Below are 15,360 nucleotides of genomic sequence, written 5' to 3'. Positions count from 1 at the left end.
TCAGACACCCAGGAAGTCGCGGATGTTGCCGCTGACGATCCGGGCCGCCGCGGTGGGCCCGACGGCCTCGACGACCGCGGCCAGCGACTGCTCGGAATAACCGAAGGTGCTCTCGTTGTGCGGGTAGTCCGAGGACCACATCACCCGGTCGATCCCGATCTGGTCGATGAGCGAGAGCCCGAGCGGGTCGACCATGAACGAGGCGCGCATGTGGTTGTCCCAGTAGTGCCGGATGTCGTGTTCGACCGGCCGGTCCAGCATGTGCTGGAAGGAGGCGAGCATGTGCTCCGCGTCCTGGATGGCCGCCGGTACCCAGTTCACGCCGCCCTCGAACCAGCCGATGCTCAGCCCGGGATGGCGGTCGATGATCCCGCTGAAGATGTACTTGGAGAACAGTTCCCGGAACGGCGCGACATTGTGCATCATGCCGACCGCGACACTGTTGACCTCGCACGGAGCCGACAGCGGCGACTCACCGATGTGGTGCGAGACCGGGACGCCGGACTCCTCGATGGCGTCCCACACCGGAATCATCGCGGTGCTGCCGTAGTCGATGACCGCGCCCTCGTCGTCCTTACCCGCCGACAGCGGCAGCAGGAAGGTCTTGAGTCCCAGCGACTTCAGCTCGTCGAGGGTACGGCGCGCGCCCGCGGCATCCCACCAGTTGATCAGGCCGACACCGTAGAAGGTGCCGCCGGACTGCTCCTGCAGTTCGGCGATGTAGGCGTTGTAGGTGCGGAAACAGAGCTCGCGGATCTCCTTGTCCGGGTAGAACAGCAGCGCGAGCAGCGCATTGGGGAACGCCAGTTCCCTGGCGATGCCGTCGGCGCGCAGATCGGCAGCGCGGGCGGCCAGGTTGGCGCTGCCCGAGCCCTCCAGTGGGTCGTACTGCATGAGCACGTGGCTGAAATCGCCGGGCAGGAAAGACTTTCCCTTGCGGCCGAGCTGATAGGCGCCGTCCTCGTACCAGACCCGGGGCGCGCGGTCCTTGAGGTTCTCCGGGAACCGCTCGTAGAAGATGTCGTGCGCCAGCGAGATGTGGTTGTCGGCGGAGAAGACGTCGGTGCCCGTGGGCAGCCCGAGGGCACCTGCCGCCTTGCCGCGCCGGTCCTTCGGTGGGCCGAATCCGCCGGGTGGGTACAGCGGGGCGCTACTACTGGGAACCGGCATCCTGCCCTCCAATGTGATTCTCCGAATGCGGAAACAACATTATCACAGGTGGAGAGTGCGGCTAGGAGATCTTTTCCTGCGAAGGTGGTTTCAGCTGCGAGGTAGCGCAAGAACGTGATTCTCGTATCGTGGCGAGGAGGGGCCGACAATGCGGTGGACGATCGGCCGGCTCGGAAGAGGCATGAGACCCTTGTCACATCGAGCCAACCAACCTACTGTGTGTTCACTAGGTTTTCTCGAACAGGGTGCCGCGCATGACTTCTCCTCGTCCTTACGCCTCGCTACTCGCCAAAGGAGAGGATCGCCGCCAGCGCATCGTGGCCGTCGCCCAGCGCCTGCTCACCCGCAATGGTTGGCGCAACACGAGTCTGGCGATGATCGCGCGCGAGGCCGGGGTGAGCCCGGCGGGGTTGCTGCACCATTTCAGCTCCAAGAACCAGTTGCTGCACGCGGTGCTCGATGCGCGCGATGCCGACGACCTGCGGCAGGCGGACCTGCGTGGGGACCTGCTCGAGGAGATCGAGAAGGTCGCCGAGCGTATCCAGCGCTCACCCGAACTGGTCGGGACCTTCGCCGTGCTGCTCGTGGAGAACCTCCAGCCCGATGCTCCGCTACACGACCGGATGCTGGACCGATGGAACATGGCCGTCGGCATCGTCACGGCGTTCATCCGCCACAACCAGGAAATCGGCCGCTACCGTGCCGATTTCGATCCCGGGATCCGGGCGGTGGAGATCGTCGCTTTCATCAACGGAATGGAGATCTCATGGCTGCTCGATCATTCGATTCCCCTGACCGAGGTGTTCGCCGAGTACACGAGGTCGCTGAAACGCGACTTCGCCCCGGACCCTCCGCGATGAGGTACCGCCTCGACGTCGTGGCGACCAGCGTCGTCGACGTCGTCGAACATGCCGGGGGCTGGTTGTTCGATCGCGCGGTAGCCGGCTGGGACGTGTCGGTGCTCGTCGCCGAGATCTCCGACGCGCGGCCGCTCCGCATCCTCGGCGCCGAACTCGTCGACCTCGGGCAGGTGCTCGCCGCGCACGGACAGGGCCGCAGGCCGCATGCCCTGGCGATCGCCGGCGATGTCTGTTGTCGCGACTCCCGCGCGCACCGCGGTGTGGTCTCGGCCCTGCGGGACGGGGGAGTGGAAGTCGTTGTCTGGGGCGATGATTGGTCCTCGCCACCCGAGCATCGGGTCGATCCGGTGGTGCATCGGCTCAGCGTCGCCGCACAGGCGTTCAAGGCGCAGGCGCTGGCCGCCGCCGAGCTGCCCGCCGCATCGATCGCCACGACCGAGGTTTTCCGCAGCGGGGTGTCGACGTTCCCGCCCATCGGTGCGGATCTGAGCCCGGTCGGCTGAACCGGACGGCCGCCGCTCGCGCCCCGCGGGGCGCGAACGGCGGCGAACCGGTCAGATGCGGATGTAGACGGCCTTGGTGTTGAAGTAGGCGTCGATGCCCTTGCGTCCGCGCTCGCCGCCCCAGCCGGACTGCTTCTGGCCACAGATCGGCATCGAGGGATCGGCCGCGAGCGCGGAATTCACCCAGATCTGGCCTGCGCGAAGCTCGTTGACGACGCGGTGGGCGCGGCCGAGATTCTCGGTCCAGATGGAGCCTGCCAGACCGTAATCGGTGTCGTTGGCGGCCGCGATCACCTCGTCCTCGTCGTCGAAGGGGATCACCGAACCGACCGGCCCGAAGATCTCCTCGCGGATGAGCCGCATGTCCGGGGTGGTGCCGGTGATGATGGTCGCCTCGTAGAAGTAGCCGCGGCGGTCCATCGGCCTGCCGCCGGTCACCACGTGCGCGCCGGCGGCGACGCCGTCGTCGACGATGCCTTCGACACGCTCGCGTTGCTTCGCGCTGATCAGCGGCCCGAGGACCGAGGTGGGATCGTCGCTGCCACCCATCGGCAGCATTTTCGCGAAGGCGGCGAGACCGTCCACCACCCGGTCGTAGATGCCGCGCTGGACATAGATGCGCGACGTGCAGGAACAGTTCTGCCCGGAACCGGCGAGCAGACCCATCCCGGCGCCCATGATCGCCTTGTCCAGGTCGGCGTCGTCGAACATGATCAGCGGCGATTTGCCGCCGAGTTCGAGAGTCAGGCGTTTGAGGTTGCCCGCCGCGGCTTTCACGATCAGGCGGCCGACCTCGGTCGATCCGGTGAACGAGATCTTGTCGACGTCCGGATGCGCGGTCAGCGCGGCGCCGGTGGTCTCGCCGTAGCCGGTGACAACGGTGAGGACACCGTCGGGCAGACCCGCTTCGCGGAAGATCTCCTCGAGCTTCAACGCGCTGAGCGGGGTCTCCTCGGCAGGCTTGAGGACGGCGCTGCACCCCGCGGCGAGCGCGGGCGCGACCTTGAGCATCGCGACGAAGAACGGCCCGTTCCAGGGCACGATGAGGCCGACGACGCCGACCGGCTCGAGCTGGGTGAAGGTGTGGAAGCTCTCGAACTCGCCGAGCAGGCCGTCGGAGACCAGACTGCTCGACTCGCCGTGGATCTTGCCGACCCAGCCGGCGTAGTACATGAGCATGTCGTAGGCCACCGCGATGATGTGGCGCGCGGCCATGGCGTTCATGCCGTTGTCCCTGGCCTCGATCGCCGCGAGTTCGTCGGTGCGTTCCCGGACGATGGCCGCGGCCCGGAAGAGCACGTCCGCGCGGTGGATGGCGGGCTGCTTGCGCCAGACCCCGGACTCGAACGTCTCGCGGGCCCGGGCCACCGCCGCATCGACGGCCTTCTGGTCGGAATCGACGACTTCCGCTATCTGTTCCTCGGTCGACGGGTCGAAGACCTGAATGATCCTCGTGCTGGGGCTTTCGACCCCCGATTCGACGTCGATGGAGTTACTCACTATGTCTCATCCTCTCGCCGAGCCGCTCCGGCTAGGGGCAGCGCGGTGGCTTGGGGTGTCGAGAACCCGGTGCCGCGGACGGTTTCCTCGCGGCGGCGGATTCGAAGAGAATGATACTCTCCAATACCGGTAATTACGTCCTTGCGCGGGCATTGCCGAGACCTTTGGCAAGGGTCGCAGACGGGTAATGGGGGCTTTGATGCAGAATGTGAAGGTGAACGATAGACCTGAGACGAAGTGCGGGGTGCCTGCCGCTGTGGGATCGATGGGTGTCGCGACACCTGTTCGCGGTTAGTTCGATGTCGGACCAGGAAGCCGGGTCGGGGCCTGGTGGAAGTCGATTCGATGCGGTGGAGCAGCTGCGTCGGAAGTGGGAAGAGATGAAGGCCGCGGAGGGTGGTTCCGGTGCGGCCGAGCGTGGGGGGTCGAATGTTGTCCGGCTGCCGAGGCGGCCGCGGCGAGGTCGGGAGGATGTCGGCGAGGCTCGGCGCCGGCCTTGGTATCCGGAGGCTGTCTACGATCCGGCACCTACCCGACCGGTAACTCGAGCGGAGTTGCAAGGTGAAACAGGCACGTGGCCGGCCGATGCGCCGGCCCGGTCTGCGGGGCAGACGGGCGGGAACGTCGAGCACGAACGGAATGTCATCGACCTCGGCGCGTCGCGTCGGAAACGTGCCGGTGGGGATGCTTCGCCCGGGGGACCTCGGCCGACGGTGCGGCCACGCAGAGTCGGGCCCGGCGAGAGTGAGCCGGGCGGCGACGCCGATGCCTCACCGCCGGACAACCCTGGTCGGTAGCCGCTTCGGCCACCCGGCCCCCGTGCTTACGCGGGTCAGCTGACGGTGGCGGTGATCTTGATCGTCGGCGTGACCTTGTACTCGGTGGCGAAGGTGATCGTCTCGCCCCGGGGCAGGAGTCCCTGGCAGAGGTGGCGCGGCCTCGGTTTCAGGGCGCAACGCTGTCGCTGCGTGGATCGATCAGGATCTTGGCGTGGTGGTCCGGAGATCCCAGGGCGGCGAACGCTGCTTCGACGCCGTCGAGCCCGACCGTGCCGGTGATCAGCGGACTGGGATCGACGGTGCCGTCGGCGATCATGTGGAGGGTGTCGCGGAATTCGCCGGGGTCGTAGCCGAGGACGAACCGCAGCTCGATCTCTTTGTTGATGGCGTTGGCGGGGTGGAATGCGTCCTGCTGCATGCACACCCCCACGACCACGACGCGGGTCGACGGCGGTGCGGCGGTGAGGATCTGGTCGATGATGCCGGGTACGCCGACGCATTCGAAGACGACGGGGCCTGCCGGGCCGCGGTCGAGAGTGTGCGCCGCGCGAAACAGATACCACCACGGGACTTTCGGGACGCGGCGCACGCGTTCCATGACGTCGAAGCCCAGGTTCAGCATGTCCGCGGCACCGGCGATGCGTGGCGGTTTCGGGGCCGAATCCCAGGCGGATTCGGTGGCCGGGTCGACCACGACATCGGCGCCGCAGGTGCGGGCCAGTTCCCGGCGGCGCGGCGAGAAGTCGCTGGCGACCACGGTGCGTACGCCCGCGGCTTTCAGCATGGTGATGACGGCCAGTCCGATGGGACCGCACCCGATGACGAACGCGGTCTGTCCCTTGGTGATCCGGCTCTTGCGGACGGCATGCCAGCCCACCGCCATCGGCTCGGTGAGCGCGGCGTGCTCGGGTGAGAGTCCGTTGGGGACCTCGAACGTGACCGACTCCTGCGTCAGCACCTGTTCGGCGTACCCGCCGGGGGCGTGGGCGGACAGCCCGGTGAGCTCCGGTTCGCGACCGCTGCGCAGAATCGGCATCGCCACCACGGGTGTGCCCGGCTTCCAGCGACGGTGGGTGCGCGGCCCGTACTCGGCGATCTCACCGGTGAATTCGTGCCCGAGGACAATCCGCTGGTCCGAACGCATGAAGCCGCTGTAGCCGGTGGCGGCGGCCAGGTCGGCGAGTTCGTCGCAGTGCACGCGAGCGTGCAGGTCCGAGCCGCAGATGCCGCAGCGGGTCACGGAGATGAGCACCTGGCCCGGCCCGGGTTCCGGCGTCGGCAGATCCTCGACGCGAAATTCACCTTTGCTGACCACCGTCGCACGCATGAGTGCCTCCTAGGCGAATGATGGGTCATCACCGGGGGCGCCCGTGCACCTCCCTCGGCATGTGTCGAGTCGCCGATCTCGATCGTCATCGTAGCCCTACAGGGTCGGCCAGGGCGGGTGATCGCCCTGGCCGGTTTCCCACACCCGGACCGCCGTTGTGCCCTAGTGAACGGCGCGGTCGGCACCCTCCCAATGCAGCTTGCGCAGATCGCGCTTGAGGACCTTACCTGCCCCGGAAACCGGTAGCGCGTCGAGGAATTCGACGCTGCGGGGCAGCTTGTAGTTGGCGATGTGCTCGCGACAGAACTCGCGGATGTCCGCCTCGGCCGCGATCTGTCCGGGCGCCAGGACGACCACGGCGTGCACGCGCTCGCCCCAGTCGTGGTCGGGAACGCCGATCACGGCGACCTGGGCGACGGCGGGATGCTTGGCTACCGCGTTCTCGACCTCGACGGAATAGACGTTCTCGCCGCCGGTGACGATCATGTCCTTGAGCCGGTCGACGACGAAGACATAGCCGCCCTCGTTCATGTAGCCGGCGTCGCCGGTGTGCATCCAGCCGTCGCGCAGCGCCGACGCGGTCTCGTCCGGCCGGTTCCAGTAGCCCGACATCACGTGATCGCCACGGACGACGATCTCGCCGATCTCGCCGCGCGCGAGTTCGGTGTCGTCCTCGCCGACGATGCGGACCTCGGCGTGGACCGCCGCGCGCCCACACGACCTGGTCAGCGCGGGATCGTCGTGGTCCTGCGCGGTGAGCAGGGTGGCGACCGGCGCGAGTTCGGTCATCCCGTAGGCCTGGGTGAACCGCGCGTTGGCGAGCACAGTGCGCGCCTTGGCCATCACGGTCTCGGAGATCGGGGAGGCGCCGTACAGCACGCGCTCCAGGCTGGACAGGTCCGCGTCGGCGGCGGCGGGGGAGTCGACGAGCAGTTGGATCATCGTCGGTACCAGCAGCGCGTCGGTCACCCGGTGGGTGACGATGGCCTCGAGGGTGGCCGCCGGAGTGAACGACGGCACGATGACGTGCGTCGCGCCCGTCAGATTGCCGACGTTCCACGCGGCGATATCGGCCAGATGGAACATCGGCGCGGCATGCAGCAGCATGCCGCCGCGGGTGAGCATGTCCGTGGTGACCAGGCTGCCCATGGCCGAGGTGAGACAGGCCCGATGCGACAGCATCACGCCCTTGGGGAAACCGGTGGTGCCGCCGGTGTAGAAGACGCCGTAGAGCTCGTCGCCGCCGCGACGGGCATCGGGGATCGGCGCCGTGGCGGCGATGAGCTCCTCGTAGGCGAGCATGCCGGCCGGTGTCGGACCGTCACCGGCGAAGACGACCGTGCGCAGGTTCGGCGCCGCGGCGCGCAGCGCGTCGACGGCACCGGCGAAGGCGTCGTCGACCACGAGGACATCGGTGCCGCAATCGACGAGCGAGTAGGCGACCTCGGCCGTGCTCCAGCGGATGTTGACCGGGTTGACCACGGCATCCGCCCACGGCACCGCCATCAGCAGTTCGTGGTAGCGGTCACTGTTGAGGGCGTAGATCCCGACGCGATCACCGGAGCCGACCCCGAGCTCGCGCAGTGCTCCCGCCAGCCGAGCGATGCGATCGACCGATTCGGTGACCGTGCGGCGGCGGGTGCCGAAGATGGTGGCGGTCCGGTCGGGATCGCGTTGCAGCGCCGCGTGCAGGGATTGCGTGATGTGCACGGCCAACTCCTCTGTTGTGAATCTTGATCCGTGTGATCTACATGACATTGTGGCGGGCCTTGAAGGATTGTCAAGGGTCGTGCAACCATGAAGTGAATATTGATTCGCCAAGACAGGTGGTGGTGTGATGCAACGGGTGCAGGTCGCCGGAGTCGGGATGGTGCCGTTCTCGACGCCGAGTAGGAGCGAGCCCTACGACGTGCTGGCCGGGGGCGCGGTCCGCAACGCGCTGCGCGACGCCGGAATCGGTATCGACCAGGTGCAGCAGGCCTACGCGGGATACGTCTACGGCGACTCGACCAGTGGCCAGCGCGCGCTCTACGGCGTGGGGATGACCGGTATCCCGGTGGTCAATGTCAACAACAACTGTTCGACCGGGTCGTCGGCGTTGTGGCTGGCGCGCCAGGCCGTCGCCAGCGGCGCCGCCGACTGCGTGCTCGCCTTCGGATTCGAGCAGATGGAACGCGGCGCGCTCGCCATGAAGTGGCCCGATCGGCCGAGCCCGTTCGTCGACTTCATGGCGGTGGCGCATCAGCACAACGGCCCGAGTGACGCGCCGTTCGCCGCGCAGCTGTTCGGCGGAGCGGGCGCCGCGTACGCCGAGAAGTACGGGACCGACCCGGCGACCTTCGCGATGATCTCGGTCAAGGCGCGCACACACGCGAAGAACAATCCGTTCGCCGTGTTCCGCGACGAGGTCACCGTCGAGCAGGTGCTCGAATCGCCGCAGATCTTCGGGCCGCTGACCCGGTTGCAGTGCTGCCCGCCCACCTGTGGCGCGGCCGCCGCGATCATCACCAGCGAGGACTTCGCGCGGCGCCACGGATTGCGGACCGACGTCGCGATCACCGCGCAGGCGATGACGACCGATACCCCCGACACCTTCGACGATCTGCCCAAGCTCGTCGGCTACGACATGGCCCGGCGCGCGGCCGACCAGGTCTACGAGGCCGCGGGCGTCGACCCCGCCGACATCCGCGTGGTCGAACTGCACGACTGCTTCACCGCCAACGAACTGCTCAGCTACGAAGCGCTGCGGTTGACCCCCGAGGGCACCGCGGAGAAGTTCATCCGCGACGGCGACAACACCTACGGCGGCCGCGTGGTCACCAACCCCTCGGGCGGACTGCTGTCGAAGGGACATCCGCTCGGCGCGACCGGGCTCGCCCAATGTGCCGAGCTCACGTGGCAATTGCGCGGGCAGGCCGAAGCCAGGCAGGTCGACGGCGTGACCGTGGCGCTGCAGCACAACATCGGCCTCGGCGGCGCCGCCGTGGTCACCCTGTACGAGAAGGTCGGCTGATGGCCGTCGACATCGAACGCGCCCTGGCGCTCACCCTGCCCACCTTCACCGTCGACGTCGAGCGCGGCCGGTTGCGCCTGTTCGCGCGAGTCATCGGCGAGACCGACCCGGTCTACACCGAGGTCGAGGCCGCACGGGCGGCAGGTCACCCGGATCTGCCCGTCCCACCGACCTTCTTCTTCAGTCTGATCCTCGAATCGCTTTCCCCCTTCGGCTATTTCGATGAGCTAGACATCGACCTGCGCCGGGTCCTGCACGGCGAGCAGACTTTCGACTACTTCGCGATGGCCTATGCCGGGGACACCATCGAGATCAGCGAGCGCGTCGTCGACGTGACCGTCAAACGCGGCGGCGCCCTCGAGTTCGTGACCAAGGAAACCGAATTCCGCCGTGGCACCGAACTTCTCGCCAAGGCCACCAATGTGGCCGTCGTCCGCAATCCGGAGGTGACCGCGTGAGCACCGCGCTGCTGACCGTCGGCACGGAGCTGCCGCCCTTGGCCTTGCCGCCCATCTCCCGTACCACGCTGGCGTTGTTCGCCGGCGCCAGTGGTGACCACAACCCGATCCACATCGACCTCGACAACGCCCACTCCGCCGGCTTCGACGACGTCTTCGCCCACGGCATGCTGTCCATGGCCTACCTCGGCCGCCTGCTGACCGGCTGGGTGCCCCAGCGCGACATCCGGTCCTTCGCCGTGCGATTCACCGCGATCACCCCGATCCACGGGCAGCCGACCTGCACCGCGACGGTCACCGCCGTCGAGGACGGACTCGCCACCCTGTCCCTCGCCGTCACTCTCGCCGACGGCACCTCCACCCTGCTCGGCACCGCGGTCGTCGCCGTGCCGGGCACCCACTGATCAGGAGTCACACCAGCATGGGAACACTCGACAGCAAGGTAGCCATCGTCACCGGATCCGGTCGCGGCATCGGGCGCGAGATCGCGCTGAAGTTCGCCGCCGACGGCGCGTCGGTGGTCGTCAACGACCTCGACAAGGACCCGGCCGAGCAGACCGTCGCCGACATCCGCGCCGCGGGCGGCACGGCGGTCGCGTGCGCGGGCAGCGTCACCGACGACGACTTCGCCGACCGATTCGTGCAGACCGCGGTCGACGAGTTCGGTGGCATCGACATCATCGTCAACAACGCGGGCTACACCTGGGACACCGTCATCCAGAAGATGACCGACGAGCAGTGGGACGCCATCCTCGACGTCCACCTCAAGGCGCCGTTCCGCATTCTGCGCGCGGCCCAGCCGATCATCTCCACCGAGGTCAAGCGGGCCAGGGCCGCGGGCGAAGCCGTGCCGTGCCGCAAGGTCGTCAACATCTCCTCGATCGCCGGGCTCGGCGGCAACGCCGGTCAGGCCAACTACGCCGCGGCCAAGGCGGGCATCACCGGGCTGACCAAGACCCTCGCCAAGGAATGGGGCAGGCTCAATGTCACCGTCAACACGGTCGCCTTCGGCCTGATCACCACGCGACTCACCGAAGCGCCCGCCGACGGCAGTGCCACCATCGATGTGGGCGGCCGCGAGCTGGCCGTCGGCGTGAACCCGACCCTGCTCGACGCCATGGCCCAGCAGATCCCGCTCGGCCGCGCCGGCACCCCGGCCGAGGCCGCGGGCGCCGTCTATCTGCTCTGCCGTCCCGAATCCGATTACATCAGCGCCCAGACACTGGTCTGCGGCGGCGGATACACCATCTGAGAGAGGATCCACGATGGACCGGGAGATCTTCGAACCCGAGCACGATGCCTACCGCGACAGCGTGCGGCAGTTCCTGGCCAAGCACGTCGTGCCCGGCTACCAGGAGTGGGAACAGGCGGGCATCGTCCCACGCTCGCTGTTCACCGGCATCGCCGAACTCGGCGCGTTCATGGCGGTGCCCGAGCAGTTCGGCGGCGCGGGGGTGAACGACTTCCGGTTCAACGCGATTCTGATCGAGGAGGCCGCGGCGGCCGATGTCGCCCCCGCGGTCCTCGGTCCGACGCTGCAAGCCGACGTCTGCATGCCGTATCTGCTCGAACTGACCAGCGATGAGCAGAAGGCGCGCTGGCTGCCGGGCGTCGCCACCGGCGAGACGATCGTCGCGATCGCCATGACCGAGCCCGGGACCGGGTCCGACCTCTCCGGTATCCGCACCAAGGCGGTCCGCGAGGGCGACCATTATGTGCTCAACGGCGCGAAGACGTTCATCACCAACGGCATCAATGCCGATCTGGTGATCACCGCGGTGCGCACCGGCGAGCACCCGCACCGCGGCATCAGCCTGATCGTGGTCGAGCGCGAGACCGAGGGATTCACCCGCGGGCGCAATCTGGAGAAGGTCGGCATGCACGCCCAGGACACCGCGGAGCTGTCGTTCACCGACGCGCGGGTTCCGGTGGCCAACCTGCTCGGCGAGGAAGGCACGGGATTCTTCGGGCTCAGCAACAACCTTCCCCAGGAACGGTTGTCGATCGCGGTAGCGGCCATGGCCGGTGCGACCACCGCGCTGCGCGAGACGACGGACTACGTGCGGGAACGCCGGGCCTTCGGGCGCGCGATCGGCGATTTCCAGGCCACCCGGTTCCGGCTCGCGGATCTGGTCACCGAGGTCGAGATCACCCAGACCTACGTCGACCGTGGCATCACCGCACTGAACGCCGGTCGATTGAGCGCCGTCGACGCAGCCAAGGCCAAGCTGTGGGCGACCGAGCTCCAGAGCCGGGTCGTCGACGCCTGCGTGCAGCTGCACGGCGGCTACGGGTACATGCTGGAATACCCGATCGCCCGGGCCTATCTCGACTCGCGGATCGCCCGCATCTACGGCGGCACGAGCGAGATCATGAAGGAGATCATCGGCCGATCGCTGCGACTGGGCTGAGCGGTAGCATCCCCGTGGTGTCCTCACCGCCCGCCGCCGTGCGCCGCAAACGCCCGGCCAACCGTCGCGAACTGATCGTCGACGCGGCAGCGTCGCTGTTCGCCGACAGCGGTTTCGAGAACATCGCGATGAGCGATGTCGCGGCCGCTGTCGGCGTCGGACCCTCCGCGCTCTACCGGCATTTCACCGGCAAGGACGACCTGCTGCGCGCCGCCATCGAGCAGACGCTCGACCGGTTCGCGAGCACGCTCGACGGCCCCGATGTCCTGGACGCGGTCGCCGATTTCGCGGTCGGCCGGCGCAGCGCGCCGCTGCTGTGGGTGCGCGAGGCACGCCACCTCCCGCGCCCACAGCGCCTGGACCTCGCCGCTCGCCTCGAGCAGTTGTGCGAGGCGTTCGCGGTGGCGACGACCGGCGACGCCCCCGGCCTCGACGCGCGGTTGCGCGCGAGAACGGCACTGGCCGCACTGCTCAGCCCGGCGTTCCACAGCACCACGCTGCCCGTCGACGAATTCCGGACGACGCTGGTCGGTATCGCCGCGGCGGTGCTGGGTGTCGAGGTGGAAGTGCCTGCGCCACCACAGATTCCACCACCGACAGGGCTGGCGCGCGGAAGCAAACGCGAACAGATCCTGCGCGCGGCACTGCGCATCTTCGCCGATCAGACCTACGCGAGCACCGGGATGGAGGAGATCGGCGAGGCCGTCGGCCTGTCCACCTCGAGTGTCTACAACCACTTCACCAGCAAGCTGGAGATCCTCGACGTCGCCCTGCACCGGGCCAACGGGTATCTCCAGGTCACCCTGGACGACACGCTGCTGGCCGCATCCGACGAAGCCGCCGCGCTGCGCGCGCTGGTCGCGGTCTATGCCGACTTCACCCTGCGCCACCCGGCCCTGGTCGACATCCTGGTCACCGAAGTCCGCAGCCTCGGCGCCCAAGCGGAACCGCTGGTGCAAGCCCAGCGCGACTACGTCAGCGAATGGGTCAGGCTGTGCCGCGCGGCACGCCCCACCCTCACCCGCGAACAAGCCCTGGTCACCGTACAAGCCACCCTCATGGCGATGAACGATATCGCCAGGGACAGTGCGTTTTCCGACGTTCGTCAGCTGAGCGTTCCGCTGGCAACGATTGCCGTTGCCGCCCTGGGCCTTCCGGAGTAGGCGGGCTGTTCGCCGGGTCGGCTACAGCGACGCGTTCGCCCTGAGCGTCGGAGGTACGCGATCAGCGGAATCGATCGACCACCGGAGCACGGTCCAACGGTGTTGCGGTCGTATATCTTCGAGAAGGAGGAGTTCGGGATCGTCATCCGAGCTCGTGCACTAGGGGGTAGGAAATGAATCGGAAACTCGTCGCCGCTGCGGTGGCGCTGTCCACGGGTGCCATCGTCTTGACCGGGTGCTCGAGTGACGCCGATGTGGTGTCCAAGAACCTGTCCAAGGAATCGGACCAGTTCAAGATCGACCGTCGCGTGGTGTTCTTCAACGGAATCACTGACAAATACCTGCTGTCCATCGAGGGCAAGTGCTCGATCAAGGACGAGAACAATCAGCTCGAGGTCACGTGCAAGACCGGTGAGGACGAATACAAGAAGCACTTCCTCGGACTCTCGGACAACGTGAGCTACTTCGTGGAACAGCTCGAATCCGCCGAGGTGAGCCGTTATCACTACAAGGTGATCTTCAAGCCCGAGACGATCCTCCGCGACGTCGACCGTCCCTGAGCTGGAGAAGACACGGCGCTGTGGTCGACGGCTATGAGCCGAGCTGCTCGCGGACGAACGCCGCGGCCTGGTCACGGTTGCCGTTGACGAAATACGCGAAATGGCCGTAGCTCAGGGCGTTTCCGAACCCGGCGGCCGGGTCACCGCCCTGGCAGACGCGGTCGCCCGCGTTGCAGTAGTCGTGCAGGCGGTCGGCGAATTCGGCGAGGGCGCCTGCGGGTAGGGGACCGGTGCCCGACAGTGCGAGGTCGAAGCTGCCGCGGTTATAGGGTTCGGTGCCGTTGAACAGCGGGTTGCCGAACAGGGCGACGGCGTCGATCCGCGCGCCCGCCTGGTCCGTCAACGCGGTTCGCGCGTTGAGGGTGTTCCCGATGACGCGGGCGCCCTGCGAGTAGCCGAGCAGGACGAGCTGCTGGTCCGGGCAGGTGGCGGCGGTCGTGTTCAGCAGCGTGGTCAGGTTCTCGACGCCGCGGATAGCGCTGTCCGGGGCCATCGAGGCCGGATATTCGAGTTCGGTCACCGTGGTGCGGCGGCCGGATTCCTGGGCGATCCGCTTGCCCAGCGGTGTCAGGAGCAGGCTGCCGGTCTGTGGTTCGAGGGTGCCCCGCACAGTGACGACCCGGACCTCCGCGCAGCCGGTGGGGCCGGTGGACGGCTCGGCGGCCGCGGTCGGGAGGGTCGTAAGCGCCAGTGTCGCCGTGACTGTTGCCGCCGAACGCAGCAGGATTCGGGATCGTCCACGCATGCGCTCACTGTATTGCGTCGGCGGGCCGTGTGGGGGACAGACCGGGTTTCCGCACGTTCTCACGAATCGGACCCGGGGCGACAGACAGTAAAACTTGGGTATTTCACATTGATGGGAGTCGACTGGTGTCGGCGAGCATATTCATAGGAGGTAGCCATGAATCATCTACTCGCCAAACCCCTTGCTGCCATTGCTCTTTCGAGTGCCATGGTCGGCGCAGTCCTGGGTCCGGCGCAAGCCGCTCCGGCCACTGTCGCTCCGATCGCGGATTCCGGATCCGCGTCGGGTTCCGGCGACTCCGGTTCCTCGCTGGCACCGCTGATCACCTTCCCGCTCGGCGCGCTCTACATCCTGCTCTGCGATGCCGAACCGAACGGGCACGTCTGCGCCCTCATCTACGAGATCGGCAGCGGCAGCGCCGAATCCGACCCGGCCTGACCCCGAGAACACCCACCAACCTGATCCGGAGGCACTCCCTCATGAGCCGAATGCTCACCACATCCCTTGTCGCGGTTGCACTCTCCGCCGGACTGGGCCTGGCCCCAGTGCAGGCCGCCCCGGTCGCCGTCGCGCCCGTCGCCGAGACGCAGACCGGGTCCGCGTCGGGATCCGTCCAGATGCTGTTGGCCTGGCCGCTCGGCTTCGTGCTGTTCGGCGCCTGCTTCGCCGACGGTGACAGTCCGACGCACAATCCCCTGTGCCAGGCGCTCCTCGACCTGACCGCCGGCAGCACCGACTTCTGACCTGATCAACGCTCACCGCTAAACGCCGTCGTCCCCGCACCGTGGGGCCGACGGCGTTTCGGGTTGGCACGGATGTTGTGGGGCGGATGACTCCCTGCTCGACGGCTACGCGGTCGGGGGACCGGTCG

At 67.6% G+C, this 15,360-nt stretch carries 16 protein-coding genes; 11 read left to right on the top strand and 5 right to left on the bottom strand.

The window, feature by feature from the left end; genetic code table 11:
- Positions 1 to 1,170, bottom strand: coding sequence for an amidohydrolase family protein (locus ACFVAV_RS12495; protein WP_379034144.1), 1,170 nt, complete (start codon positions 1,168 to 1,170; stop codon positions 1 to 3).
- A gap of 254 nt (positions 1,171 to 1,424) precedes the next feature.
- Here ACFVAV_RS12495 and ACFVAV_RS12490 point away from each other — a divergent pair, with 254 nt between their 5' ends.
- Positions 1,425 to 2,030, top strand: a complete 606-nt coding sequence (locus ACFVAV_RS12490) for a TetR/AcrR family transcriptional regulator (protein ID WP_379034142.1) — start codon at positions 1,425 to 1,427, stop codon at positions 2,028 to 2,030.
- The gene (locus tag ACFVAV_RS12485; protein WP_379034140.1) at positions 2,027 to 2,533 is read left to right on the top strand and encodes a hypothetical protein; all 507 of its coding nucleotides are present in this window, start codon (positions 2,027 to 2,029) and stop codon (positions 2,531 to 2,533) included. Before ACFVAV_RS12490 ends, ACFVAV_RS12485 begins: the two co-directional genes overlap by 4 nt.
- Positions 2,534 to 2,584: 51 nt before the next feature.
- On the opposite strand, the gene ACFVAV_RS12480 is transcribed toward ACFVAV_RS12485, so the two are convergent.
- The 3 genes from ACFVAV_RS12480 to ACFVAV_RS12470 all read right to left on the bottom strand — a co-directional run bounded on the left by ACFVAV_RS12480 (position 2,585) and on the right by ACFVAV_RS12470 (position 7,849).
- A complete protein-coding gene (locus tag ACFVAV_RS12480; RefSeq protein WP_379034138.1) occupies positions 2,585 to 4,033 on the bottom strand; it encodes an aldehyde dehydrogenase family protein in 1,449 nt (482 codons plus the stop codon).
- A 945-nt stretch (positions 4,034 to 4,978) separates the two neighbouring features.
- On the bottom strand, positions 4,979 to 6,139 hold the full coding sequence (locus ACFVAV_RS12475) for a zinc-binding dehydrogenase (RefSeq protein WP_379034136.1): 1,161 nt from the start codon (positions 6,137 to 6,139) through the stop codon (positions 4,979 to 4,981).
- A 162-nt stretch (positions 6,140 to 6,301) separates the two neighbouring features.
- Positions 6,302 to 7,849 carry a long-chain-fatty-acid--CoA ligase gene (locus ACFVAV_RS12470; protein WP_379034134.1) on the bottom strand — a complete coding sequence of 516 codons (1,548 nt, stop codon included), beginning with the start codon at positions 7,847 to 7,849 and terminating at the stop codon, positions 6,302 to 6,304.
- A 127-nt stretch (positions 7,850 to 7,976) separates the two neighbouring features.
- On the opposite strand from ACFVAV_RS12470, the gene ACFVAV_RS12465 reads away from it, so the two are divergent.
- From ACFVAV_RS12465 to ACFVAV_RS12435, 7 genes are all read left to right on the top strand, one after another.
- The gene (locus ACFVAV_RS12465) at positions 7,977 to 9,152 is read left to right on the top strand and encodes a lipid-transfer protein (protein ID WP_379034132.1); all 1,176 of its coding nucleotides are present in this window, start codon (positions 7,977 to 7,979) and stop codon (positions 9,150 to 9,152) included.
- Positions 9,152 to 9,610: a MaoC family dehydratase N-terminal domain-containing protein gene (locus ACFVAV_RS12460; protein WP_379034130.1), complete on the top strand. Its 459-nt coding sequence runs from the start codon at positions 9,152 to 9,154 to the stop codon at positions 9,608 to 9,610. Before ACFVAV_RS12465 ends, ACFVAV_RS12460 begins: the two co-directional genes overlap by 1 nt.
- Positions 9,607 to 10,014, top strand: coding sequence for a MaoC/PaaZ C-terminal domain-containing protein (locus tag ACFVAV_RS12455; protein ID WP_379034128.1), 408 nt, complete (start codon positions 9,607 to 9,609; stop codon positions 10,012 to 10,014). The genes ACFVAV_RS12460 and ACFVAV_RS12455 overlap by 4 nt, the downstream gene beginning before the upstream one ends.
- Positions 10,015 to 10,031: 17 nt before the next feature.
- Positions 10,032 to 10,862: an SDR family NAD(P)-dependent oxidoreductase gene (locus tag ACFVAV_RS12450; RefSeq protein ID WP_379034126.1), complete on the top strand. Its 831-nt coding sequence runs from the start codon at positions 10,032 to 10,034 to the stop codon at positions 10,860 to 10,862.
- 13 nt (positions 10,863 to 10,875) lie between these two features.
- Complete coding sequence (locus tag ACFVAV_RS12445) at positions 10,876 to 12,021, top strand: acyl-CoA dehydrogenase family protein (RefSeq protein ID WP_379034124.1); 1,146 nt, start codon at positions 10,876 to 10,878, stop codon at positions 12,019 to 12,021.
- Positions 12,022 to 12,038: 17 nt separating this feature from the next.
- Complete coding sequence (locus tag ACFVAV_RS12440) at positions 12,039 to 13,184, top strand: TetR/AcrR family transcriptional regulator (RefSeq protein ID WP_379034122.1); 1,146 nt, start codon at positions 12,039 to 12,041, stop codon at positions 13,182 to 13,184.
- A 173-nt stretch (positions 13,185 to 13,357) separates the two neighbouring features.
- On the top strand, positions 13,358 to 13,744 hold the full coding sequence (locus tag ACFVAV_RS12435; RefSeq protein ID WP_379034120.1) for a hypothetical protein: 387 nt from the start codon (positions 13,358 to 13,360) through the stop codon (positions 13,742 to 13,744).
- 31 nt (positions 13,745 to 13,775) lie between these two features.
- On the opposite strand, the gene ACFVAV_RS12430 is transcribed toward ACFVAV_RS12435, so the two are convergent.
- Entirely contained in the window at positions 13,776 to 14,489 is a 714-nt protein-coding gene (locus tag ACFVAV_RS12430) for a cutinase family protein (protein ID WP_379034118.1), read from the bottom strand.
- A 156-nt stretch (positions 14,490 to 14,645) separates the two neighbouring features.
- On the opposite strand from ACFVAV_RS12430, the gene ACFVAV_RS12425 reads away from it, so the two are divergent.
- Together ACFVAV_RS12425 and ACFVAV_RS12420 are read left to right on the top strand one after the other, a co-directional pair.
- Positions 14,646 to 14,927, top strand: a complete 282-nt coding sequence (locus ACFVAV_RS12425; protein ID WP_379034116.1) for a hypothetical protein — start codon at positions 14,646 to 14,648, stop codon at positions 14,925 to 14,927.
- 41 nt (positions 14,928 to 14,968) lie between these two features.
- Positions 14,969 to 15,232, top strand: coding sequence for a hypothetical protein (locus ACFVAV_RS12420; RefSeq protein ID WP_379034114.1), 264 nt, complete (start codon positions 14,969 to 14,971; stop codon positions 15,230 to 15,232).
- The last annotated feature ends 128 nt before the right edge of the window (positions 15,233 to 15,360 follow it).

Source organism: Nocardia sp. NPDC057663 (genome assembly GCF_042799895.1).
Classification (GTDB): domain Bacteria; phylum Actinomycetota; class Actinomycetes; order Mycobacteriales; family Mycobacteriaceae; genus Nocardia.
Note: the sequence above shows the minus strand (reverse complement) of the source record. Positions and strands in the feature narration are given on the sequence as shown.

Coding starts and splice junctions, on each gene's coding strand:
- ACFVAV_RS12430 (WP_379034118.1), bottom strand. CDS start 14,489: ATGCGTGGACGATCCCGAATCCTGCTGCGTTCGGCGGCAACAGTCACG.
- ACFVAV_RS12450 (WP_379034126.1), top strand. CDS start 10,032: ATGGGAACACTCGACAGCAAGGTAGCCATCGTCACCGGATCCGGTCGC.
- ACFVAV_RS12460 (WP_379034130.1), top strand. CDS start 9,152: ATGGCCGTCGACATCGAACGCGCCCTGGCGCTCACCCTGCCCACCTTC.
- ACFVAV_RS12420 (WP_379034114.1), top strand. CDS start 14,969: ATGAGCCGAATGCTCACCACATCCCTTGTCGCGGTTGCACTCTCCGCC.
- ACFVAV_RS12425 (WP_379034116.1), top strand. CDS start 14,646: ATGAATCATCTACTCGCCAAACCCCTTGCTGCCATTGCTCTTTCGAGT.
- ACFVAV_RS12495 (WP_379034144.1), bottom strand. CDS start 1,170: ATGCCGGTTCCCAGTAGTAGCGCCCCGCTGTACCCACCCGGCGGATTC.
- ACFVAV_RS12490 (WP_379034142.1), top strand. CDS start 1,425: ATGACTTCTCCTCGTCCTTACGCCTCGCTACTCGCCAAAGGAGAGGAT.
- ACFVAV_RS12435 (WP_379034120.1), top strand. CDS start 13,358: ATGAATCGGAAACTCGTCGCCGCTGCGGTGGCGCTGTCCACGGGTGCC.
- ACFVAV_RS12485 (WP_379034140.1), top strand. CDS start 2,027: ATGAGGTACCGCCTCGACGTCGTGGCGACCAGCGTCGTCGACGTCGTC.
- ACFVAV_RS12445 (WP_379034124.1), top strand. CDS start 10,876: ATGGACCGGGAGATCTTCGAACCCGAGCACGATGCCTACCGCGACAGC.
- ACFVAV_RS12475 (WP_379034136.1), bottom strand. CDS start 6,139: ATGCGTGCGACGGTGGTCAGCAAAGGTGAATTTCGCGTCGAGGATCTG.
- ACFVAV_RS12465 (WP_379034132.1), top strand. CDS start 7,977: ATGCAACGGGTGCAGGTCGCCGGAGTCGGGATGGTGCCGTTCTCGACG.